At 72.2% G+C, this 20,919-nt stretch carries 23 protein-coding genes; 15 read left to right on the plus strand and 8 right to left on the minus strand.

Features of this window, described 5'->3' with window-relative positions; all coding sequences use genetic code 11:
* Nucleotides 1-50 precede the first annotated feature (50 nt).
* Genes ACIPN7_RS10965 through ACIPN7_RS10980 form a run of 4 tightly spaced genes read left to right on the plus strand, consistent with a single transcriptional unit; the run spans nt 51 to nt 4,490 of the window.
* Complete coding sequence (locus ACIPN7_RS10965; protein ID WP_400541170.1) at nt 51-1,013, plus strand: phosphate/phosphite/phosphonate ABC transporter substrate-binding protein; 963 nt, start codon at nt 51-53, stop codon at nt 1,011-1,013.
* A complete protein-coding gene (phnC, locus tag ACIPN7_RS10970; protein ID WP_400541173.1) occupies nt 1,001-1,843 on the plus strand; it encodes a phosphonate ABC transporter ATP-binding protein in 843 nt (280 codons plus the stop codon). The genes ACIPN7_RS10965 and phnC overlap by 13 nt, the downstream gene beginning before the upstream one ends.
* The gene (gene phnE / locus ACIPN7_RS10975; protein WP_400541176.1) at nt 1,840-3,447 is read left to right on the plus strand and encodes a phosphonate ABC transporter, permease protein PhnE; all 1,608 of its coding nucleotides are present in this window, start codon (nt 1,840-1,842) and stop codon (nt 3,445-3,447) included. Before phnC ends, phnE begins: the two co-directional genes overlap by 4 nt.
* Nucleotides 3,423-4,490 carry a zinc-binding dehydrogenase gene (locus tag ACIPN7_RS10980; RefSeq protein ID WP_400541179.1) on the plus strand — a complete coding sequence of 356 codons (1,068 nt, stop codon included), beginning with the start codon at nt 3,423-3,425 and terminating at the stop codon, nt 4,488-4,490. Before phnE ends, ACIPN7_RS10980 begins: the two co-directional genes overlap by 25 nt.
* Here ACIPN7_RS10980 and ACIPN7_RS10985 read toward each other — a convergent pair.
* Nucleotides 4,427-5,203 carry a GntR family transcriptional regulator gene (locus ACIPN7_RS10985; RefSeq protein WP_400541182.1) on the minus strand — a complete coding sequence of 259 codons (777 nt, stop codon included), beginning with the start codon at nt 5,201-5,203 and terminating at the stop codon, nt 4,427-4,429. The genes ACIPN7_RS10980 and ACIPN7_RS10985 overlap by 64 nt on opposite strands.
* Nucleotides 5,204-5,273: 70 nt before the next feature.
* Between ACIPN7_RS10985 and ACIPN7_RS10990 the strand changes: the two genes are divergently transcribed.
* Nucleotides 5,274-6,401 carry a TIGR03364 family FAD-dependent oxidoreductase gene (locus ACIPN7_RS10990; protein ID WP_400541185.1) on the plus strand — a complete coding sequence of 376 codons (1,128 nt, stop codon included), beginning with the start codon at nt 5,274-5,276 and terminating at the stop codon, nt 6,399-6,401.
* A gap of 45 nt (nt 6,402-6,446) precedes the next feature.
* On the plus strand, nt 6,447-7,133 hold the full coding sequence (locus ACIPN7_RS10995; RefSeq protein ID WP_400541188.1) for a phosphonatase-like hydrolase: 687 nt from the start codon (nt 6,447-6,449) through the stop codon (nt 7,131-7,133).
* A gap of 282 nt (nt 7,134-7,415) precedes the next feature.
* Here the strand turns inward: ACIPN7_RS10995 and ACIPN7_RS11000 are convergent, their stop codons facing one another.
* Nucleotides 7,416-7,934: a DUF6326 family protein gene (locus tag ACIPN7_RS11000; RefSeq protein ID WP_400541191.1), complete on the minus strand. Its 519-nt coding sequence runs from the start codon at nt 7,932-7,934 to the stop codon at nt 7,416-7,418.
* Between the two features lie 124 nt (nt 7,935-8,058).
* Between ACIPN7_RS11000 and ACIPN7_RS11005 the strand changes: the two genes are divergently transcribed.
* The 5 genes from ACIPN7_RS11005 to ACIPN7_RS11025 all read left to right on the plus strand — a co-directional run bounded on the left by ACIPN7_RS11005 (nt 8,059) and on the right by ACIPN7_RS11025 (nt 11,170).
* Nucleotides 8,059-9,198 (plus strand): sensor histidine kinase, encoded by a 1,140-nt coding sequence (locus ACIPN7_RS11005; protein ID WP_400541194.1) that lies wholly within the window; start codon nt 8,059-8,061, stop codon nt 9,196-9,198.
* Entirely contained in the window at nt 9,195-9,851 is a 657-nt protein-coding gene (locus ACIPN7_RS11010; protein ID WP_400541197.1) for a response regulator, read from the plus strand. Before ACIPN7_RS11005 ends, ACIPN7_RS11010 begins: the two co-directional genes overlap by 4 nt.
* A 68-nt stretch (nt 9,852-9,919) precedes the next feature.
* Nucleotides 9,920-10,123: a hypothetical protein gene (locus tag ACIPN7_RS11015; RefSeq protein ID WP_400541200.1), complete on the plus strand. Its 204-nt coding sequence runs from the start codon at nt 9,920-9,922 to the stop codon at nt 10,121-10,123.
* A gap of 120 nt (nt 10,124-10,243) precedes the next feature.
* Nucleotides 10,244-10,396 carry a hypothetical protein gene (locus ACIPN7_RS11020; protein WP_400541203.1) on the plus strand — a complete coding sequence of 51 codons (153 nt, stop codon included), beginning with the start codon at nt 10,244-10,246 and terminating at the stop codon, nt 10,394-10,396.
* A 72-nt stretch (nt 10,397-10,468) separates the two neighbouring features.
* Entirely contained in the window at nt 10,469-11,170 is a 702-nt protein-coding gene (locus tag ACIPN7_RS11025) for an alpha/beta fold hydrolase (protein WP_400541206.1), read from the plus strand.
* A gap of 34 nt (nt 11,171-11,204) precedes the next feature.
* On the opposite strand, the gene ACIPN7_RS11030 is transcribed toward ACIPN7_RS11025, so the two are convergent.
* Nucleotides 11,205-11,777: a hypothetical protein gene (locus ACIPN7_RS11030; protein WP_400541209.1), complete on the minus strand. Its 573-nt coding sequence runs from the start codon at nt 11,775-11,777 to the stop codon at nt 11,205-11,207.
* 45 nt (nt 11,778-11,822) lie between these two features.
* Here ACIPN7_RS11030 and ACIPN7_RS11035 point away from each other — a divergent pair, with 45 nt between their 5' ends.
* On the plus strand, nt 11,823-12,377 hold the full coding sequence (locus ACIPN7_RS11035; RefSeq protein WP_400541212.1) for an isochorismatase family protein: 555 nt from the start codon (nt 11,823-11,825) through the stop codon (nt 12,375-12,377).
* A 57-nt stretch (nt 12,378-12,434) separates the two neighbouring features.
* Here the strand turns inward: ACIPN7_RS11035 and ACIPN7_RS11040 are convergent, their stop codons facing one another.
* Nucleotides 12,435-12,815, minus strand: coding sequence for a MarR family winged helix-turn-helix transcriptional regulator (locus ACIPN7_RS11040; RefSeq protein WP_400541976.1), 381 nt, complete (start codon nt 12,813-12,815; stop codon nt 12,435-12,437).
* A 281-nt stretch (nt 12,816-13,096) separates the two neighbouring features.
* On the opposite strand from ACIPN7_RS11040, the gene ACIPN7_RS11045 reads away from it, so the two are divergent.
* Complete coding sequence (locus tag ACIPN7_RS11045) at nt 13,097-14,677, plus strand: MFS transporter (RefSeq protein ID WP_400541214.1); 1,581 nt, start codon at nt 13,097-13,099, stop codon at nt 14,675-14,677.
* 226 nt (nt 14,678-14,903) lie between these two features.
* Entirely contained in the window at nt 14,904-15,833 is a 930-nt protein-coding gene (locus tag ACIPN7_RS11050; RefSeq protein WP_400541217.1) for a cold-shock protein, read from the plus strand.
* 13 nt (nt 15,834-15,846) lie between these two features.
* Here the strand turns inward: ACIPN7_RS11050 and ACIPN7_RS11055 are convergent, their stop codons facing one another.
* Nucleotides 15,847-16,434 carry a DEAD/DEAH box helicase gene (locus tag ACIPN7_RS11055; protein WP_400541220.1) on the minus strand — a complete coding sequence of 196 codons (588 nt, stop codon included), beginning with the start codon at nt 16,432-16,434 and terminating at the stop codon, nt 15,847-15,849.
* A gap of 4 nt (nt 16,435-16,438) precedes the next feature.
* Nucleotides 16,439-17,554 carry an alkaline phosphatase family protein gene (locus tag ACIPN7_RS11060; RefSeq protein WP_400541223.1) on the minus strand — a complete coding sequence of 372 codons (1,116 nt, stop codon included), beginning with the start codon at nt 17,552-17,554 and terminating at the stop codon, nt 16,439-16,441.
* Nucleotides 17,555-18,025: 471 nt separating this feature from the next.
* On the opposite strand from ACIPN7_RS11060, the gene ACIPN7_RS11065 reads away from it, so the two are divergent.
* A complete protein-coding gene (locus ACIPN7_RS11065; RefSeq protein ID WP_400541226.1) occupies nt 18,026-18,679 on the plus strand; it encodes a DNA-3-methyladenine glycosylase family protein in 654 nt (217 codons plus the stop codon).
* A gap of 69 nt (nt 18,680-18,748) precedes the next feature.
* Here the strand turns inward: ACIPN7_RS11065 and ACIPN7_RS11070 are convergent, their stop codons facing one another.
* Both ACIPN7_RS11070 and ACIPN7_RS11075 read right to left on the minus strand, forming a co-directional pair.
* On the minus strand, nt 18,749-19,534 hold the full coding sequence (locus ACIPN7_RS11070; RefSeq protein WP_400541229.1) for an SDR family NAD(P)-dependent oxidoreductase: 786 nt from the start codon (nt 19,532-19,534) through the stop codon (nt 18,749-18,751).
* Nucleotides 19,535-19,604: 70 nt separating this feature from the next.
* On the minus strand, nt 19,605-20,669 hold the full coding sequence (locus ACIPN7_RS11075) for a DNA topoisomerase IB (protein ID WP_400541232.1): 1,065 nt from the start codon (nt 20,667-20,669) through the stop codon (nt 19,605-19,607).
* Between the last annotated feature and the right edge of the window lie 250 nt (nt 20,670-20,919).

Below are 20,919 nucleotides of genomic sequence, written 5' to 3' on the forward strand. Positions count from 1 at the left end.
CGGTGGCGCCCGGTCCGGGCGCCACCGCAACGGCAACGACCGGAGAGATGATGAAGACCACCACGACCCTCACCACCGTGGCGCTCGCCGCGACGACGGCACTGGCGCTGTCCGCGTGCTCCCCCGGCTCCGGCGCCGAGGGCGGCACCACCGCCGAGGGCTTCCCCTCCGTGCTGCGGCTGGCCGCCATCCCCGCCGAGAACTCCACGGACCTCGCCGCGGGCTACGACCCGATCGTCGCGATGCTCGAGGAGGAGACCGGCGCGACGGTCGAGGTGAGCCAGGCGTCGGACTACGCGGGCGTCATCGAGGGACTCATCGCCGACAAGGTCGACATCGCGTTCCTCGGCTCGTTCGCGTACGTGATCGCCACGCACAACGACGCCGCGATCACACCGCTCGGCGCCGCCGTCGCCGAGAAGGGCGAGGACCCCGGCTACTACTCGCTGGGCATCGTCCCCGGCGACAGCGACATCGACGGCCTGGAGGACTTCACCGGGCGCAGCGTGTGCTTCGTCGACCCGGGCTCGACCTCCGGCTTCCTCTACCCGAGCGCGGGCCTCATCGAGGCGGGCGTCGTCACCTCCGGCCAGGAGGCGGACGTCGCCGCTGGCGTCGAGCCGGTCTACTCAGGCGCGCACGACGCCTCGGCGCTGGCCGTCGCGGCCGGCGACTGCGAGGCGGGCTTCGCCATGGAGTCGATGGTCAACCAGACGCTCCCCGACGCGGGCGAGCTCGCCGAGGGCGACCTCAAGGAGGTCTGGCGCTCGCCCAAGATCTCCGGCTCGCTGTTCGTGGGCAACGACGCGCTCGGCGCCGAGGTGAACCAGGGGCTCGCGGACCTGCTCGTGGAGAAGGCCAACGCCGACTACCTGAAGGCGCAGGGCTACTGCGACGACGACTGCCTGCTGACGGACGAGGACGCCTGGGGCTTCGCCCCGGCGAAGGACGCCGACTACGACGGCACCCGCGAGGTCTGCACGCTCACCCGGTCCGACAAGTGCGAGGGCTGACCGTGCTGCCCGGCACCGGACCGGCCGAGGCGGACGCGTCGAGCGAGGCCGCCCCGGCCGGGACGTCCGCCGCGCCCGAGACTCTCGTGCGGGTCCGCGGTCTGACCAAGGAGTTCGACGGGAACCGGGCGCTGGACGGCGTGGACCTGGACGTCGCGCGCGGTGAGCTGGTGGTGCTGCTGGGCCTGTCCGGCTCGGGCAAGTCGACGCTGCTGCGCTGCCTCAACGGGCTGCACCGGCCCACCTCGGGCGAGGTCACCGTCGCGGGCACGCGCGTGGATCGTGCGTCGGGCCGGGAGCTGCGCCGGCTGCGGACCGAGGTCGGGTTCGTGTTCCAGCAGTTCAATCTGGTCGGCCGGCTCACGTGCCTGGAGAACGTGCTGATCGGTGGGCTGGGGCGGGTCCGCGGGCCCCGCTACGGCGTCAGCACCTACTCGCACCGCATGCGCGAGGAGGCCCTGGCGCACATCGAGCGGGTCGGCCTGCTCGGCCACGCCTACCAGCGGGCCGACACCCTCTCGGGCGGGCAGCAGCAGCGCGTGGCGATCGCCCGGACGCTCATGCAGCGGCCCCAGCTTGTGCTGGCGGACGAGCCGGTCGCGTCGCTCGACCCGGAGAACTCCGGCGCCGTGATGGACCTGCTGGTGCGGGTGTGCGCCGAGGAGGGTCTGACCGTGGTGTGCACGCTGCACCAGGTCGACCTGGCGCTCGGCTGGGCGCACCGCCTGGTCGGCCTGCGCCACGGCACCAAGGTGCTGGACCGCCCGGCCGCGGGCCTGACCCGCGACGACGCGATGTCGATCTACCGCCGGGTCGAGGCCGACCGGTGAGCGCTCCGTCGCAGGCGCCGGCGACGTCCGGCACCGCGGGCCGACCGGCCCCGGCCCGGCCGCGGACGCCGCACGGGCGCGCGCTGCGCTGGATCGCCGGCGGGTCCGTGCTGCTGACGCTCGTGGCGGCGTCGTCCATCGGACTGGACCTGCCCACGCTGGTGGCCGGCAGCGAGGACGTCACCGCGCTCGTGGAGCGCATGCTGCCGCCTCGGCTCGACGACCCGGCGCGCCTGGCCGCCCTCACCCTGGACACCATCCTCATGGCGTTCCTGGGCACGGTGCTCGCGACCGTCCTGTCGGTCCCGCTGGCGTTCCTCGCGGCCCGCACGACGACGCCGCACCCGGCGGTCGCACTGGCCGCCCGCGGCATCATCACGTTCTGCCGGGCGGTGCCGGACCTCGTGTTCGCCGTGCTGTTCGTGCGCGCGCTGGGGCTGGGCGTGCTGCCGGGCGTGCTGGCGCTCGCGCTGCACTCCGTCGGCATGCTGGGCAAGCTGTTCGCCGACGCGATCGAGGACGCCGACCCCGGCCCGCGCGAGGCGGTGCGCAGCGTAGGCGTCGGGCCCCTGCGCGAGCTGCTCAACGGCGTGGTGCCGCAGGTGGTGCCCGCCTGGATCTCGGCGTTCGTCTACCGCATCGACATCAACCTGCGCACCTCCGTGGTGCTCGGCTTCGTGGGCGCCGGCGGCATCGGGTTCGCCCTGCAGGACGCGCTGCGCGGGCTGGTGTACCCCAAGGCGCTCGGCATCGTCGCGGTGATCCTGGTGGTCGTCGCGGCCATGGAGCTGGCGTCGATGGCGCTCCGCCGCACGCTGCTGACGCCCCGGCGGCCACGGTTCGAGCGCGACCGCGCCGTGCGGTTCCTAACCGGCGGCGCCGCGCTGGTGCTGACCGTCTGGTCGTTCGTGCGGCTCGACATCAACCCGCTCGCCCTGCTGCTGTCCCTGCCCGAGCTGGTCCAGGTGGCCGGACGCACCTTCCCACCGGACCTCGTCTCCCTGGGGCCCGTGCTCTGGCAGGCGCTGGTGCAGACCCTCGCCATCGGGCTGGTCGCCACGGCGATCGGCGTGGTGCTGTCGCTTCCGCTCGGACTGCTCGCGGCCCGCAACGTGGCCCCGCACCCCGTGGTGCACGCCGCTGCGCGCGGCGTGGTCCTCGTGGTCCGCGCGATCCCCGAGCTCATCCTCGCGGTCGTGTTCGTGGCCGCCGTCGGCCTCGGCCCCGTCGCGGGCGCCATGGCGCTCGGCATCGGTTCGATCGGCTTCCTCGGCAAGCTCGTGGCCGACGCCGTCGAGGAGGTCCCCGCGGGCCCGGCCGAGGCCGTGCGGTCCGTGGGCGGCGGGTGGTGGAAGGTCCTGTTCGCCGCCGTGCTGCCGCAGAGCATGCCGTCGCTCGTCGGCTCGGGCCTGTACCTGCTCGACGTGAACATCCGCACCTCGACGATCCTCGGGATCGTCGGCGCCGGCGGGGTCGGCTTCCTCCTGTTCGAGGCGGTGCGCACCCTCCGGTTCGAGGTGGTGGGCGGCATCGTCCTGCTCGTCTTCGTCGTCGTCCTGCTCATCGAAAGGCTCTCCGGGTGGATCCGCGCACAGCTGACCTGACCACCGACCGCACCACCGTCGCCCTCTGGGAGGGCGGCGACGCCGTCCGCCTCGTCGAGGTGCCGCTCCCGGACCTGGGCCCGGGCGAGGTGCTGGTGCGGGTCCGGCTGACCACGGTCTGCGGCAGCGACCGGCACACGGTCTCCGGCCGGCGCCCGGCCCCGGTCCCGTCCGTGCTCGGGCACGAGGCCGTGGGCGACGTCGTCGCCGTCGGTCCCGGCGGCGTGGACGCCGAGGACGGGGGGCCGCTGCGCACCGGCGACCGTGTGGTGTGGGGCGTGACGGTCTCCTGCGGCACGTGCGACCGCTGCGCCGCCGGACGCACCGCCAAGTGCCGCGCGGTGCGCAAGGTGGGGCACGAGGCGTTCGCCTCCGCGTGGCCGCTCAGCGGCACCTACGCGCGGCACCTGGTGCTGCCGGCCGGGTCGACGGTCGCCCGTGTCCCGGCGGCCGTGCCCGACGACCTGGCCTCCCCCGCCGGCTGCGCGACCGCCACCGTCATGGCCACGATCGAGGCCGCCGGCCCCCTGGCCGGACGGCGCGTGCTGGTCAGCGGCGCGGGCATGCTCGGCATCACCGCCGTGGCCGCCGCGCGCGCCGCCGGGGCGGCGCAGGTGCTGGTCACCGACCCGGACGCCGCGCGGCGCGACCTCGCGCTCCGGTTCGGCGCCACCTCGGCGCTGGGCGTGGACGAGCCGGTCGGCGGCGGCGACGTCGCGATCGAGCTGTCCGGATCGAGCCCCGCCGTCGCCCGCTGCCTCGACGCGCTCGACGTCGGCGGGCGGCTCGTGCTGGCTGGGTCGGTGACGCCCTCCCCGGCGGTGCCGCTCGACCCCGAGCGCGTGGTGCGCCGCTGGCTCACCGTGACCGGCGTGCACAACTACGAGCCCCGGCACCTGCGCGCGGCGCTGGACCTGCTGGAGCGCACGCGCGAGACCGTGCCCTGGTCCGACCTGGTCACGCCCGCCGTCGGGCTGGATCAGGTGGGCCGGCTGCTGTCCGGCCCCGCCGGGCCGGCGCCACGGGCGGCGGTGGTCCCGTGAGCCTCGCCCTGCGCGCCGAGCTCCACGATCACCCGGACGGCGTCGGCCCGGACCCAGCGCTCCGTCGAGAGCACCGGCCGGCCCGAGCCGCCGTCGCGGGCGAGGCTCGCGATCAGCCACGCCGGGTCGCCGGGCCGGCAACCCAGGCCGGCGCTGGCGTCCTCGGGCGCGGACTCCATGCTGGCGCGCGTCCACGCCCGCTCCGGCAGCACGCGGGCGACGTCGCGCAGGATCGCGTCGAGCGAGTCCTCGTGCCGCAGGGCCGCGGGCAGCTCGGGGACCAGCGCGGCGGCCAGCCACTCGACGCCCCAGGCCGCGGGCATGTCGTCGATGAACGAGCGCCGCACCAGCCGGAAGCCCGGCTCCCCCGGTGCGGTGCCGAGCGCCTGCGCGACGGGTCCGGGCAGCGGCACCGCGTCGCACGCCAGGACGACCGTGCGCGGCGTCGCGCCGGCCTCGCGGATGGTGCGGCTCCACGACGGCGCGCGCCCGGGCGCCACGAGGTAGTCGACGCGGCGCCGCGTGAAGGTGCCCACGCCCTGGATGCGGCTGACCAGCATCCGGCGCTCCAGCTCCTCCAGGGCGGCCCGCGCCGCTGCGCGGCCCACGCCGAACCGCGCGCCGACGTCCGCCTCGGACGCCACCCGCGTACCGGGCGGGAGGCTCGTCAGCTCCTCGGCCAGCACCCGGACGATCTCGCTCGACTTGCTCACCGCCGGACCCTAGCCCGGCCAGATGACTCGCGCATGAACACCCCCGCATGAAGACCCACGGAGGACTTCCATGACCGGCACCCGGTCCCCGCACGTCGTGATCGTCGGCGCCGGCGTCGTCGGCCTCGGCGCGGCCGCCGAGGCCCACCGCCGCGGGCACCGCGTCACCGTGGTCGAGCAGGCCGCGTCCGTGATCGGCTCGTCCGTGCAGAACTTCGGGCACGTGGGCGTCACCGCACAGGCCGGACAGGCGCGGCGGTACGCCCTGGCCGCACGCGAGCGCTGGCTCGCCCTCGGCGCCGCGGCCGGGTTCCCGGTGTCGACCACCGGCACGCACGTGGTGGCCCGGACCGAGGCGGAGCTGCGCCTGCTGGGCGAGCTGCACGCCGAGCGCGGCGACGACGAGGTGCGGCTCCTGGACGCCGACCGGACCCGCGCGGCGGTCCCGGTGCGTCCCGGTGCCGTGGTGGGCGGCGCCCACCTGCCGCTCGACCTGCAGGTGGCCCCCCGCGTCGCGGCGCCGGCGCTGGCCGGCTGGCTGGAGCGGCAGGGCGTCACCTTCCGGTGGCGGACGGCGGCCCGCGCCGTCGGGCCCGGCCGCGTGGAGACCACCGCCGGGCCGGTGGACGCCGACGTCGTGGTGGTGGCCGCGCACCACGATCTCGACCGGCTCCTGCCGGACGTCGCCACCGAGGCCGGCCTGCGCCGCTGCCGACTGCACATGCTCCGGGTGCGGCCGGCGTCGTCCCCGCGCCCCTTCCCCGGCCCGCTCCTGACCGGCTGGTCCATGGTCCGGTACGAGGCCCTGGCCGCCTGCCCGTCCGCCGACGACGTCGCGCGCGAGCTGGCCGCCGCCGACCCCGAGGCCGCCGCGTGGGACGTCAACCTCATGCTCACGCCCCAGGCCGACGGGACCCTGATCGTGGGCGACACGCACGTCCGCGACGTCGACGCGCCCGTGTTCCAGGACGAGGCCGGCAACACCGTGCTGCTCCGGCTCCTGACCGACCTGCTGGACACCGGCGTCGACGTCGTCGAACGCTGGCAGGGCACCTACGCGACCGCACCCGGCCGCGAGTTCCTGGTGGCCGAACCCGCCCCCGGCGTGCACGTCGCCACCGTGACCACCGGCATCGGCATGACGACGGGCCTGGGCCTGGCCGCCGACGTGCTCGACCGCGCCGGCGTGACCGGCTGACCCCAAGAGACCCGCAACACCGGACCAACCCTGGAAGGACCGCACATGATCGCTCTGGCCGCACTGGACATCGCCGGCACCACCGTCGAGGAGGGAGGTGCCGTCTACCGCGCGCTGCACGACGCCGTCCGCCGGCACGGCAGCGCGGCCGAGATGGCCGACGTCGCGCACTGGATGGGCGCCGACAAGCGCACCGCCATCCGCTCCCTGCTCGGGATCGGCGGCGTGCCCGACGACGACGCCGTCGAGGAGGCGTTCGGCGACTTCGAGCGCCTGCTGCGCGCCGCCTACGACGACACCCCGCCCGTGGCGATGCCCGGGGTGCTGGACGCCTTCGCGGCGCTGCGGGCCCACGGCGCGAGGATCGCGCTGACCACGGGGTTCTCGGCCGAGGTGACCGGCCTGCTGCTCGACCGCCTCGGCTGGCGGGAGGGCGACACCGTCGACACCGTCGTGTGCACCGACGACGTGCCGGCGGGCCGCCCGGCGCCGTACATGGTGCACCGGGCGATGGAGCGCACCGGCGTGTGGCGCGCTGCCGACGTGCTCACCGTGGGCGACACGGTGCTCGACCTCGAGGCCGGGACCAACGCGGGCGCCGGCTTCGTGGTCGGCGTGCTCAGCGGCGGTGTCCCACGCACCACGCTCGCCGCCGCGCCGCACACCCACCTGCTCGACTCCGTGGCGGAACTTGCGGGCGTGCTGGCCGAGGCGCACCGCGACGCAGCCTGACTCACGACGCCGCCCGGACCGGTCCGGGCGGCGCAGCGCCTGGGGGCCGACGTCGGGGTACGGCTCGTGAACCGCAGCTCACGGGCCGTACGCGGCCAGCCGCATGCTGCTGCTCCCCCTCCTGGAGGAGCTACGCGCCCAGGCTGGGTGACCGACACGCCACCGAGCTCGCCTTGACCGAACGGCCCCCGCGCCCACGGATGGGCGCGCGAGGCCGAACGTCACGACGCGACCGCCCGCCGCCGCTGCCAGGTCACAACAGGACGTGGACTGCTCCTGGGTTCACGCTTGCTGTCGGGCACGAACGGTTTCATGGTCCGGGCTGGTCGCCATCGGTACGGTGCGGGGCCAGGTCCAGGCGTACCGCACGATGAGGGCGAGAAGGATCAGTTCCAGTCCGATGCCGAGGCCGTAGAAGTACAGCCAGGACTCGCCCACCACGTTGAATGCCGTGACAGGAACGTAGAACAAGGCCACGACGAGGTTCGCGATGCGGTTCACCCGGGCAGGCAGCGTCATTGACAGCACGACCATGAGGATCGGGATGGCCACGAGGGTCAGCGCCGTGGTCGAGAAGGTCTGGGAGAGGTCGAACTCGAAGACCTTGCCGTCGAGGATCTCTTCGACGACGCCGGGCGTGAAGAAGTTGAGGATGTCCACGTACGCGTACAGGAACATGAAGCTTGTCCACGTTGCGGCGAGCTTGGCTCTGACCGGGATCGGCTGGTCTTCCAGCGTGGTGGTGGGTTGACGTGTTCTCATCATGCGCTCCGTTGCTGTGGTGAGGATCGATGCGTCCACGATCGCTGAGCTCAGGCGGCGGGCGCATCGGCCCGGAGGCCGGAGTTCGCCTGGCCTATGGGATGGGCTCTCTCTCGTTCTTTCGGCGGGTACGCCGACGCGCGCCGATCCCTAGGCTGGAGCTGTGAACACTGTCGGGCGCTCCATCTGGCATGAGCCGCGGCCTGCTGACGCCCCACCCATCGGTCGTCTCGACTGGCTGCTGGTGGGCGTGTTCGCGGCCGCCGCGTTGGTCGAGGGCGTCGTTCGGCCGGGCCTGGCCTGGCGGCCCCTTGTGACGGTGCTCGCCGTGGCGCTGATGCCGGCCCTGCTCTGGCGGCGGGGCCGCCCACTGATCGCCGCCCTGGTCGGGTGGGGTGTCGTCGGGCTGCTCTCGGTCCTCCAGCTGACCGCGCACACGGGGGACCTCGGCCTCTACTCCATGATGGCTGTCCTGATCCTGCTCTACTCCCTGGTGCGGTGGGGCTCGGGACGGGAGATGGTTCTGGGGACGGCGTTCGTGACAGTCGTCGTCACGCTGGGGACGTACGCCTCCTCCACGGGCTGGGCCGACGTCTTCGGCGGGAGCGTCCTCTTGCTGTTGGTCGTCGCCCTCGCGGCGGTGTTCCGCTACCGCGCGGACCTCTGGCATCGCCAACAGCGCGAGATCCGCAATCAGGAGCGGGTGGCGCTGGCGCGCGAGCTGCACGACACCGTGGCCCACCACGTCTCGGCCATCGCGGTGCAGGCGCAGGCCGGTGGCGTGGTCGCCGGCATCCAGCCTGAGAAGGCCGCCGAGGTCTTGGCCGCGATCGAGTCTGAAGCGTCGCGAACCCTGGCGGAGATGAGATCCATGGTGCGAGTGCTGCGTGAGGAGGAAGCCGTTGCCTACTCACCGCAGCTGGGTGTCGCGGACCTGCCGGCTCTGGCGCGCGCCGACGCGACGCCCACCGTCGAGGTCTCGCTGGACGGTTCGTCAGCCCGGCTGGCAGGACCCGTGGACGCCGCGCTCTACCGGCTCGCGCAGGAGTCGCTGACCAACGCCATACGGCACGCCCGGAACGCGACCCGCGTCGGGATCGACGTACGCCAGGAGGGCGACGCCGTCAGGCTCCGGGTCAGCGACGATGGACAGACCGTGCCGGGGCCAGCCCCGGAACGTGGGTTCGGCCTGCTGGGCATGGCCGAACGCGCCCAGCTCCTCGGCGGATCGCTCTCCGCAGGGCCGGGGCCCGCGGGTGGCTGGGTTGTCGAGGCCGTGCTGCCGGTGGCGGCCCTGCCATGAGCATCCGTGTGGTCGTAGCCGACGACCAGGACTTGGTCCGGACCGGGCTGGTGATGATCCTCGGCGCGCAACCCGACCTCGAGGTCGTGGGGGAGGCAGCAGACGGGATCGCAGCGCTCGACCTGGCGACCAGGCTGCGTCCCGATGTCGTCCTCGTCGACATCCGGATGCCCGGGCTCGACGGCGTCGAGGTGACGCGGCGCCTGGCCGGGCCAGAGGTGACGGACCCGATGGCAGTCGTCGTGATCACCACCTTCGACCTCGATGAGTACGTCCTCGGCGCCCTACGCGCCGGCGCCCGCGGCTTCCTGCTCAAGGACGCCGGGCCGGAGCTCCTCGTGCAGGCCATCCACGCGGCGGCAAACGGGGACGCGCTGATCGCCCCCAACGTCACCCGCCGGCTGCTGGCGACCCTCGCCGACCAGGCACCGGTGGTACCGGTCCAGCCCACCGACCCCCTCACCGAGCGCGAGGAGGAGGTGCTCACGCTGGTCGCACGGGGCCGGACCAACGCCGAGATCGCCACCGAACTCTTCGTCGGCCTGAGCACGGTCAAGACCCACGTCGCATCGTTGCTGACCAAGCTCGGCGCCCGCAACCGCGTCGAGATCGCGATCTGGGCCTACGACACCAGACGCATGAGAGCCAGCTAGTGGGTACAGATCGCAACGCAGGCCCGTGGGGGGGTATCGGCGCCCTGGGCGAGCAGGGAGGACAATCCGTGATCACGACGCTCGTCGTCGACGACACAGGGAGCGTCCGCCGGTCGCTGCAGCTCCTGCTCGAGACCACCGACGACATCCGCGTGGCCGGCGAGGCGAGCAACGGGGTCGACGCCGTACACCTGGCCCGGGCACTGCGTCCCGACGTCGTGACGAGTACCTCTACGGCGCGTTCGAGCGCGGCGTCGTCGGCTACCTGCTGAAGAAGAACCCGGCCGCCATCCGAGCCGCTGTCAACGCCGGCGCCCCGCAGTCGCCGGCCGGGCGAGAACGGCTCATCGCCGAGTACGCCCGAGGGCGAGGACACCGTCGGCGGGAATGCCGTGCTTGAGGAGCTCGTCGATGGTGTCGCTGCCGAGGCTTCCTGGAACAGGATCCTGCACGTCAACAGGGAACTGATCCATCACGGCGCAGAGATCTCCCTGCTGCGCGACCTCTACCGCTGGCGGGACGAAGCCGCGCCGTTCCAAGCATGACCTCCGGGCATGACTGGATCCTCTCCGACATCGAACGGCAGGAGCTCGCGCGCGGATCGATAACATCGCGCGATGGACTCCACAGCAGTGACGGCCCTTGACGGCACGAGGCTCCATGTCGGCGTCCACGGCGCTGGACCGGACGTGGTCGTGCTGTCGGGCGGGCCGGGCTGCGTCCACTACCTGGAGTCCGGTGAACTGGCTCCACAAGGCTTCCGGGCATGGTTCCCTGAACCCCGCGGCGTCGGCCGGTCCGGTGGCGGACCGCACACGATGGCGCAGGCCGTGGCCGACGTCGAGGAGGTGCGCAGAGCAGCCGGCATCGAGCGATGGACGGTACTGGGCCACTCCTGGGGCGGCGACCTCGCCGTCCGCTACGCCCTCGACCACCCGGAGTCGGTGGTCCGGGTCGTCGGCATCGCCGGGCACGGGCTGCACAAGGACCGCACCTGGTCCGCGCAGTACGAGTCTGGGAAGGCCGCAGATCCAGCCCCTGACATTGCCTGGTCGGCCGAGGTGCACGCCGCGCTCCAGGCATCGTTCCTCGACTGGATCCACGAGCCACGCCTCTGGCGCAAGCTCGCCGACTCACGGGTGCCGATGACCTTCCTGGCCGCGGGCGCGGACATCCGCCCGCCGTGGCCGCTCGCCCAGCTGGGCGAGCTCGTCCCCGCCGGTCGTTTCGAGACGGTTCCCGACGTCCCGCACGACTTCTGGCACACCCACCCAGAACTGTGGCGCGAGGTCGTCACCGCAGCCTGCCGCCCATCCTGACCGGAGGGCGCTCGCCCAAGGCCGCCGAGATAGTTCAGCGGGTCAGGTCGAGGGAGACACGCCACAGCCGCTGAGCGGCGTCGGAGTCGAGCGCCCACTGCTTGACGGCGTGGCTGTTGCCGAGCAGTCCAACGTCGTCAGGCACGGTCTCGGACTCGTTGCCGTCGTCGAGGTAGTGGCCACCGCTGTGAGCGAGCTCGGGAGCGGTCGCAGCGACGAGGGTCGTGGCGGCACCCTGCTGGACGCTCTTGTAGGTGAAGACTCCGGCGGCTTCCTGCCGGTCGAGGTAGGCCTTCATCTGCGGCGTGAAGTCTCGCTGCAGGCCGGTCGAGACGCCTCCGGGGTTGACCGCGTTAGCGACGATCCCGTCGTCCGCCCAGCGACGGGTGGCCTCGACGGCGAACAACGAGTTCGCCGTCTTGGACTGCCCGTAGGCGAGCTGTGGATCGTAGGCGCGCCGGTCGAAGTGGATGTCGTCGAACACGACCGGCGAGTTCATGTGCGCCCCCGAGGTCAGCGCGACGATCCGGGCCCCGCCGCGCTCGCCCGCGCCTGCAGCGAGGGCGTCGTGCAGGCCGACGGCAAGGGCGAAGTGGCCTGTCAGCAAGGTGGGCGACCGTAGCGAGGTCCTCCGAACCCGCCGAGGAGCACCATGACCCTCTCGCTCTCCCCCGCCACCGCCCTGGTCGTCGTCGACCTGCAGTCCGCCACGCTGGCCAGCCCGTTCGCGCACCCGGCCGACGAGGTCGTCGCCGCGGCCGCGACGCTGGCCGGAGCCGTGCACGAGCGCGGTGGAACGGTCGCCTATGCCGTCTCGACCGGCACCCCACCCGGGCGCAACGCCTACGGTTCGCCGGCGCGCGTCTTCCCCGAAGCGGGACGGTCGCTCGCACCAGCACTGGAGGTGCGCGACGCCGACCTGCGGATCGAGCGGGCGCGCCTGAGCGCGTTCTCCGGCACCGGGCTGGCAGACCTGCTGCGCGAGCGCGGCGTGGCGACCGTCGTCGTCGCGGGCGTCGCGACGAGCTTCGGCGTGGAGTCCACCGTGCGGCACGCCTACGACCTCGGCTTCGACGTCGTGGTGCCCTCCGACGCCGTGACCGACCTCCGCACCGAGACCCACGACCATGCGCTGGCCGCGGTGTTCCCCGCCATCGCCCGGGTCGCAACGTCGGACGAGATCGTGGAGGCGCTGGCACGCGGATGACGGCGGTCCAGGTGCGGCCGGCGCATGTCGACGTGCCGGAGCACTCAAGCTCCTCGCTCACGGCGGAGACGCCTCTCCCCCACCCGGCTTCGGCCCCCGCGAGGCCTCGAGGTGGCTGTCGGTGCCGGCAGGCCTGGCCAGTGCCGCCACAAGATCGGTCAACGCGGGGAGGGCGGCGATCGCGGCGGCACGTACTTCCGCCGGGGCCTGCTCGAGCCGGCGAGCCCAGTACTCGTGGATGCGCGCGAGGTGCTCGTCCGCGGTAGCGGTCGCGACGAGCTCGACCGTGCGCCCGTCACCCTTCGGATGGTCGCGTACCACGAGCCCGCGCGCCTCGAGGGTGCGCAGCGCCGTGCTCACGTTGCTGCGCGCAAGGCCCGTCGCCTCGGCGATGCGGGACGGCGACGTCCCCGGTGCGTGATGGATCGCGCGGATCACGGCGACCTCCGTGCCCGTCATGGGCACGATCCCCCGCAGCCCTGCGGACCGCAGGTCGAGATGGCGGTTCAGCTCGAGGACGACGTCGGCCAAATCGATCAGGCCGCGGGTCACGTCCTCGTCGGGCGTGACGGTGATCTCGTCGGGCATGGTCCGATCCTAGGCCGCCAGAGTAGTTATACTTTCATAATCAACACTGGGAGCCCGGGGACGCCCGGGCTTCTCTCTGCCCCGGCGGGGCATCGACCGGACGCCCCGCCCGCACCCTCCCAAGGAGCCCCTTGAGCACCGCGCCCCCCTCTGCCCGCCGGACGTCCACCGAGCCACCCGCGCGCGCTCCCCTGCGCGGCCGGCCGGGGATCGCGCTCGTGGGCGTCGCTTTCGGCCTCTTCCTCGTCGGGCTCGACGCCACCGTCGTGTCGATCGTCAACCCGGCGATCGCCGCCGACGTCGGCACCACGTTCGCCCAGCTGCAGTGGGTCACCCACAGCTACCTCCTCGGCCTCGCCGCCACCCTGATCCTCGCCGGCAAGCTCGGCGACCGGTACGGGCACCGCACGCTGTACCTGACCGGCCTCGTCCTCTTCACGCTCGCCTCGGTGGCCATCGGCCTGTCCGGCACCGCGACGGGTCTCATCGCCTTCCGCGTCGCGCAGGGCGTCGCGGCGGGCATCCTGATGCCGCAGACCCTCGCCATCCTGCGGGCCACGTTCCCGCGCGAGAGGTTCGGCATGGCCGTCGGCATCTGGGGCGGCATCTCCTCCATCGCGATCGCTGTCGGCCCGACGCTCGCCGGCGCGCTGGAGTCCGCGCTCGGCTGGCAGTCCGTCTTCTTCGTCAACGTGCCCGTCGCCGTCATCGGCCTGGTCTACGGCCTGTTCCTCCTGCCCCGGACCAGCTTTCCCACGTCCGGGCGCTTCGACGTGCAGGGCGTGATCGTGCTGGCGGTCGGGCTGGTCGCCACGGTCTTCGCGATCGTGCAGGCCGAGACCTGGGGATGGACCGATGCGCGCACGCTGGGGCTGCTCGCCGCCGGAATCCTGGTCATCGTCGGCTTCGTCGGCCTGGAGTCGCGCACCGAGGCCCGCACCGGCGACGCGCTCCTGCCGCTGTCGCTGTTCCGTGGCACCACGGTCGGCACCGGCGGCCTCATGATCGCCGCAAACTTCTTCGTCCTCATGGGTGTCACGTTCGTGCTGCCCATGTTCTTCATCAACCTCCGCGGAGCGACGGGCCTGGAGGCCGGGCTCATGCTGCTGCCGATGTCCGCGGTCTCGATCGTCTCGGCCCCCATCGGTTCCGTCCTCGTCGCGAGGATCGGCACGCGGGCGACCGCGGTGCTCAGCCTCGGGCTGAGCGCACTAGCCCTGCTCACGCTCATGACGATCTCGGCGACGTCACCCTACGGGGTCATGGCAGTCGCGTTCGTGGTGCTCGCGATGGGTACGGGCATGACCATCACGGCGGGCGCCGAGGCGATCGTGGGCTCCGCCCCCGTCCACCTGGCAGGAGTCGCCGGCGGTTTCCAGTCCACCTGCATCCAGATCGGCGGCGCCGTCGGCACCGCCGTCATGTCCGCGCTCGTCGCGGCGAACGTGCACTCCGGCACGGCGCCGCTCCAGCTCAGCGAGGCAGAGCACCAGGGTCTCGCACAGGGCTCCGTTCCCGCCCGCCTCGATGCCGGCGGCGCGGCGCTCGCCGGGAGCGCCTACGTGTCCGGCCTGCACGCGGCATTTCTCGTCGCGGCGGCAGTGACGGCGGCCGTCGCGCTCGTCTCGCTCGTGACGTTGCGCGGCACGCGGCGGGCCACGGTGGAGCAGGTCCGCACCGAGACCGTCGTGGGCGAGGCCGGGCACGCCTGAGCGGCGCCCGGTCGAGCCGGTGGTCGAGCCCGTTCGGACCGCGCGGTCACGAACGGCTCGACCACCGAACGGTCACGCGAAGGGGTCGGGTGTATGCGTGTACCAGGATCGCCTCCGGCTGGCTGACACGGCGTCGTCGACGAGCAGGTGCGACTGCGGACCCATCCGTCTGCGGTTTGTCAGGGACAATGGACGACAGCAATGTCTGCCGGATGAGGAGTCTGAAGTGCCCCAGGGAACTGTCCGATGGTTCGACGCCGACCGAGGGTTCGGCTTCATCGACCTCGGGAACGAGGCCGATGACCTGTTCGTGCACGCGTCCGAGATCGTCGGCGACGACGGACCGAAGCTGCTCCGCGAGGGGCAGGCCGTCGAGTTCGAGATGGGCGAGGGCGAGCGTGGCCCGCAGGCGCGCCGCGTCCGTGTCACGGGCGAGCGGGCCGCCGACGCGCCCGTGGGCGTGCTCGGCACCGTCACCTGGTACGAGCCGGCCAAGGGATACGGCTTCGTCACGCCCGACGACGGTCGCGTCGAGATCTTCGTGCACAGCTCGGCCATCGTCGGGGGCGGTGTGATCTCGGAGGGGCAGCGGGTGGCGTTCCTCGTCGTCGACGGGGAGAAGGGGCCGCAGGCGGACCACCTGCTACCGCTCGGGGCGGCGGCCGCACGGTCGGCATCCGACGGCGCGGACGGCACGGTGTCCTGGTACGACGACACCAAGGGCTTCGGGTTCGTCGCTCCCGACTCGGGTGGCGAGGACGTCTTCGTCCACGTCAGTGCGCTCGGCTCGGGGTTGACCGAGCTCTCCGAGGGTGCACGCGTGACGTTTGACGTCGTCGAGGGCGACAAGGGGCCGAATGCCCGCAACGTGCAGCTCGTGCGCGGCTCCGGGAGTGTGCGCGCAGCCACGGACCGCGGTCGGTCCAGCCGACCCGCGGCATCGGGCGGGCCTGTGCGCGGAGGTGAGGGCACCGTCGCGCGCTACGACGCGGACCGCGGTTTCGGCTTCATCGCACCCGATGCCGGGGGCGCGGACCTGTTCGTGCACGTGTCGGTCGTGCAGGGCGCCGAGTTCCTGGAGGAGGGCGATCGGGTCCGATTCAAGGTGCGTCAGAGCGACCGGGGACCGCAGGCCGACAGGGTCGAACTGGTGTGAGCTTCGGGTGGCCTCACGAGGCCGTCCCTGTCCGCTGAGGCACGACGGAAGCCCCGGTCTCGCCGCGGACCGGCGGCGCCGCCGTCGCGGTCAGCGCGAGAATCGGCGGCCGGCCCATCGCCCGGATCGCGGCCGCCAACCGCAGGTAGTCGGGCCGGAAGTCTTGCCCCCATTCGCTGACCAGGTGAGCCTCGTCGACCGCGACGAGGTGCGGCCGGGAGCCGGCGAGCAGTTCGAGTACGTCCGCATGGGTGAGCTGTTCCGGTGACATCAGGACAAATCCCGGACGGCGTTCCGCCAGCATCTCGCGTGCCTGGCGCTGTCCGGCGTGATCACCGGAGTTCAGCTCCGCGACCTCGAGGCCGGCCGTGGACAGCGCCCGCAGCTGATCCCGCTGCAGAGCGACCAGCGGACTGACCACCACGGTCAGCCCGCCCAGGGCCAGCTCGGCAAGCTGGTAGATCGCGGTCTTGCCCGTCCCCGTGGCCAGCACCGCCAGCGTGTCCTGCCCGTGGAGCACCGCCCCGACCGCCTCAGCCTGCCCGGGCCGCAACGCGTCGTACCCCAATCGATCCCGCGCGAGCGCCGCGATGTCCTGCATCGTGTCAGCTCCCGTTGGCCGCGACCAGCAGAGGGACGAGCCGTTCGGCGTCACTCAGCGAACCGTGATGACCGATGAACCGGCTCAGCCGCGCCTCGACCTTCGACCGGACCACGACCGACGATCCCTGCGCCGCCACCACGACGTCACCGATGCGCGGCCGCACCCGGTCGGCGACCCGCGGCCCGAACCAGCCCCGGTCGATCGCCTCCTGCCGCCGCAGCACCTGAGCGCGGTCGCCGAGCACTCCACGCCAGTTGTCGACGACGTCGTCCACCGCGCCGGCTTCGGCGTACAGGTAGCGCACACGGCCCTCGCCGCCGAGCATCCGTACGCCGTACCTCAGGTCGGGCTCGGTGTCGAAGTCGACCCGATCCTGCTCGCCCGCGGTGACCATCCCGTGGTCGGCCGTGACCACCAGCATCGCGCCGGGCGGAAGCCCGTTCGCGATCGTCGCCGCGAGGTGGTCGACCACGCTCAGCTGGTAACACCACGCGTCGCTGCCCGGCCCGTAGCCGTGGCCGAGGCCGTCAAGATCCGCGTGGTAGGCGTAGCAAAGCGTCCGGTCCTGCTCCCGCAGCGCCTGCAGCACCTGGCTGATCAGGTCACCCAGTGCGTGCACCCCTCGCACCTCACCACCCCGCAGTACGGCGCGAGTCAGTCCACTGGCCTCGATCTCCCGTGGCGCTACCAGCCGCACCGGCACCCCCGCCTCGACAGCCAGCTCGAAAACGGTCCGCTCCGGCTGCACCGTCTCGGGCACGAGCCGCTCTCGAAGATCGAGCCCCTCCCCCTGCCTGTGCCACCCCAGCGCGTTGAGCAGCTCGCCCTCGACAGCGAACGTGTACCCGACCACGCCGTGCTCCCCCGACAACCGACCGGTCCCGAGCGACGCAAGGCTCGTCGCCGTCGTCGAGGGGAACCCCGAGGCGATCGGCGCCTCCGCCAAGGACGCCAGGAACGGCGCGTCCCGAGCATGGGCCCGCAGCAATTCCCACCCCAGCCCGTCCACCACCAGCAGGCACACCTTCCGCGCCCCCGGCAGCCCGAGCCCGTTGGTGTCCCCGGGAACCCCCAGCGCCGCCAGCACAGCCGGTCCCACCTCAGCCAGTGTGTGCACGCGGTGCCCCTTCTCCTCACCACCAGTCTGAAGCAGACCGACCGAAGGCAGCCACCCATCCGAGTATCGTTGCGGTCACTGTCCGGAACGCGTGAGTTGATCAGTGGCGGGAGCAGCTGTTGTCGGCGCGGTTCGGCGCGGTTCGGCGCGCTCAGTGAGCGGCTTGGCCCCCGCCCGCTGATGACCGTCGGTGCTGATGGGGCTCGGCCTGGCCGGTACCAGCCCGCGACGGCTACCGGCGGAAGCCGACAAGCGGCTCCCCGTGCACCGGATGAGCCACTGCCCGCTGGAATCTCCTGCTGTACATCCTCAGGAAGTGGGCCGGACATCGTGACCGACAGCGACCCCACCCCCGCCGCCTGACGCCGGCAATCACCGGACACCAGATCCGCCCGACCCCCCAGCACCACCTCAGGCGCGGGTCGCTGATCGTCTCGCCGACTCGACCCGACCTCACGTACCGTCTCGGGTATGACACCGGAGGAACACCTGCGGCAGGTCGACCCGATTCTCGGACAGGTCATGGACGAGATCTCCCGCGGTGACGCCGGTGCGCCGCCGAGGTTGCCGCCGGACCCGGAGTCCCTGGGCGACCCGGACATCCCCAAGGACAGCTATGGCGTGCTTGTCCGTGCGATCGTGAGCCAGAACATCTCCAGCTCCGCGTCGCGATCGATCTTCCGCAAGCTGAAGGACAGGCACGGTGACCGCCTGCCGACGCCGCAGGAACTGCTCACGGACGATCCCGAGGAACTGCGCAAGGGAGCTGGCCTGTCCCACGCGAAGATGACGTCGTTGCGCTCGCTCGCCGAATGCATCCTCTCCGGTGCTCTCGACCTCGACCGGCTGCAGGAGCTGACCGACGACGAGGTCATCGCGAAGCTCGATGTGGTGAAGGGCATCGGCATCTGGACCGCGGACATGTTCCTGGTGTTCCATCTCCACCGCCCGGACGTGCTGCCCGTGGGTGACCTGGAGCTGCGCCGAGTCGCCGCCAAGGTCTACGACCTGCCGACAGCACCTACCCCCACCGAGCTCACGCGCATCGCCGAGCCGTGGCGGCCGTACCGGACGCTCGCGTGCCTTTACCTCTGGCAGCTGTGGGAACGAGCACCTCGCCTGTGAGGTGCGCTCCGCAACCTCGATCTTCCCGCCCCCTGGCGTGAGTGCTCTCACCCGGTGTCGCGTCGCCCGTCACAGCGTCTCGGGGAGCCCGCCGTCGACGGCGTAGTTGCTGCCCGTGACGTTGGCGGTGCGGGGACTGGCCAGCAGCACGGCCAGGTCCGCCACCTCGCGCGGGGTCGTGAACCTTCCGGTCGGGATCCCGGCAACGGCGTCGGCCGCGACTGCGGCGGGGTCCTTGCCGGTCGCCTGCGCGACCGTCTCGGCCACGCCGTTGTGCCCCAGCCACAGACCGGTTTCTACCGGCCCTGGGCTGATGGTGTTCGCGCGCACGCCACGGGGTCCGAACTCCTTGGAGATCGACTTGGAGAAGTTCGACAGTGCCGCCTTGGCCGCGCTGTAGTCGATCACCGACGGGTCTGGCAGAACCGCATTGACCGAGCTGATCGTCACGATGCTTGAGGCCGGACGCTTCATGAGCTCAGGCAGGGCCGCGCGTGTAGCACGGACTGCGGACATCAGGTTGAGGCTCAGCGCCCAGTTCCAGTCGGCGTCGCTGACCTCCAGGAAACCGCTGGTCCGGGGCCGCACCCCGCCGACGTTGTTGACCAGGATGTCAAGCTGTCCGAACCGTCCCGCGGCCGCCTCCACCATCGCCGTCGGCCCGTCCTCTGCCGTGACGTCAACCAGGAACGGCGTCACGCCCGTCGCAACCAGCGCATCCAGCTCCGGGGTCAGGGTCCGGGCGACCGCGACGACCTTGACACCCTCCCGCGCGAGACCGTCGACGACGGCCAGCCCGATTCCCCGGCTGGCGCCCGTGACGATGGCTACCTTGTCGTTCAGTCCCAGATCCATGGCGTCGATCCTCTCGTTCGTGCACACCCTGCCCTACATCACACCGGGGCACGCGCCGGCTCGTGCTCGCTCAGGGGCCAGCCGTGACCGAGGTGCCGTGCTTCGCGAGCTGTCTGGTCATGATGCGTACCAAGTCGTTCACGTGAAGCACTGCCCGGACGTCGCGGCTGAGGACCCGCGCTGACGCCGCGTCGACTGCCGCGCGCACTTCGCGGGTCTGGCCGGCGTGGTACGCACCAGGATGGACGTATGACCGACGAGCCACCGCTCGCGTGTTCCCCAGGAGGTGAGCGGCTACATCGATCGCCGCGAGCTCGGGACGGCGCGACTGTGGGGCGTCGACGGCCGTCGCGCCGGCGAGCATGGCCATCGCCACGGCGGTCCCGCCCCACGTACGGAACATCTTCGCCGTGGCGTGCTCGGCGACGACACCATGGATGTAGGCGTTCACGACCGCACTGGTGATCGGGTGCTGGGCCCGAGTTGTCCGTGCCACGAAGAGGCGACCGTCAGGAGCTGGAGGATGCGCGAGCAGCTCGCGCACGACTTCCGTCACCGCCGGATCTTCGATCAGCAGGTGCCACGGCCGGTGCTCCTTGCCGATGAACGCGAACACGATGCGTTGACCATCCACAGAGACCTGGTCGCGCGTCAAGGTGGTGAGGCCGTACGTGTTGTTGTCGCGCGCGTAGCGCCCGTTTCCCACCCGGAACAAGCCACGGTCGAGCAGCCTCACTGCGGCCGCGGAGACCCGGAGAACCTGCTGGCACTCGTCGTCGGAGGACGCCGCGTTCATGTCGTCCACCACCCGGGCGCGAAGCTGTGGGAGGGACGCGCCGAAGCCCAGCAGACTGTCGAACTTCGCCCGCGCCGCATCCTCGGTCGCTCGTGCCGAGTACCGATATTGCGTCCGGCCACGTCCGTCCACTCCCGTGGCCTGGATCCGCGCATCTGGATCATTTGACGCCCACACGTCGGCCCAGCCCGGCGGGATGGACAACGAGCGGAGTCGCGCGAGCTCCGCGCCGTCCTGGACCGGAACGCCGGTGTCGTCCACCCACGCCGGTGGCTGCCCTGGCAGACGATGCAGGCCCGGGCCGCGACAGAACTTCAACGCAGAACTGCTGGACGTCATGCCATGAGGCTGGGTCGGGGAGCCGGGCAGGACCACCCTCATGGCTGAGGTCGGGACGACGCTCTGAGCCACCGTGGCGTGTACGGAGCGCATGCTTCGTGTGCAGACGTCCGCGGCGTCAACGAAACGTAGGAGCCCACGGAACGCGATCTGTAGCCGACGCGCAGCGCTTCAGTGACCGCAGCCGCTTCTCTCCCCGGCCGGGGTCTCGAAGACCCCGAAGCCGATGGCGGGCATCTCGATGCCGTTC

The sequence above is a fragment of the Promicromonospora sp. NPDC090134 genome (assembly GCF_044746965.1).
In the GTDB taxonomy this organism is placed as follows: Bacteria; Actinomycetota; Actinomycetes; order Actinomycetales; family Cellulomonadaceae; genus Promicromonospora.

Excerpts from the sequence above, each read along its gene's own strand:
- ACIPN7_RS10990 (WP_400541185.1), top strand. The coding sequence starts at position 5,274 with ATGACCGGCACCCGGTCCCCGCACGTCGTGATCGTCGGCGCCGGCGTC.
- ACIPN7_RS11035 (WP_400541212.1), top strand. The coding sequence starts at position 11,823 with ATGACCCTCTCGCTCTCCCCCGCCACCGCCCTGGTCGTCGTCGACCTG.
- ACIPN7_RS10965 (WP_400541170.1), top strand. The coding sequence starts at position 51 with ATGAAGACCACCACGACCCTCACCACCGTGGCGCTCGCCGCGACGACG.
- ACIPN7_RS11065 (WP_400541226.1), top strand. The coding sequence starts at position 18,026 with ATGACACCGGAGGAACACCTGCGGCAGGTCGACCCGATTCTCGGACAG.
- ACIPN7_RS11075 (WP_400541232.1), bottom strand. The coding sequence starts at position 20,669 with ATGACGTCCAGCAGTTCTGCGTTGAAGTTCTGTCGCGGCCCGGGCCTG.
- ACIPN7_RS11010 (WP_400541197.1), top strand. The coding sequence starts at position 9,195 with ATGAGCATCCGTGTGGTCGTAGCCGACGACCAGGACTTGGTCCGGACC.
- ACIPN7_RS11055 (WP_400541220.1), bottom strand. The coding sequence starts at position 16,434 with ATGCAGGACATCGCGGCGCTCGCGCGGGATCGATTGGGGTACGACGCG.
- ACIPN7_RS11025 (WP_400541206.1), top strand. The coding sequence starts at position 10,469 with ATGGACTCCACAGCAGTGACGGCCCTTGACGGCACGAGGCTCCATGTC.
- ACIPN7_RS11070 (WP_400541229.1), bottom strand. The coding sequence starts at position 19,534 with ATGGATCTGGGACTGAACGACAAGGTAGCCATCGTCACGGGCGCCAGC.
- ACIPN7_RS10995 (WP_400541188.1), top strand. The coding sequence starts at position 6,447 with ATGATCGCTCTGGCCGCACTGGACATCGCCGGCACCACCGTCGAGGAG.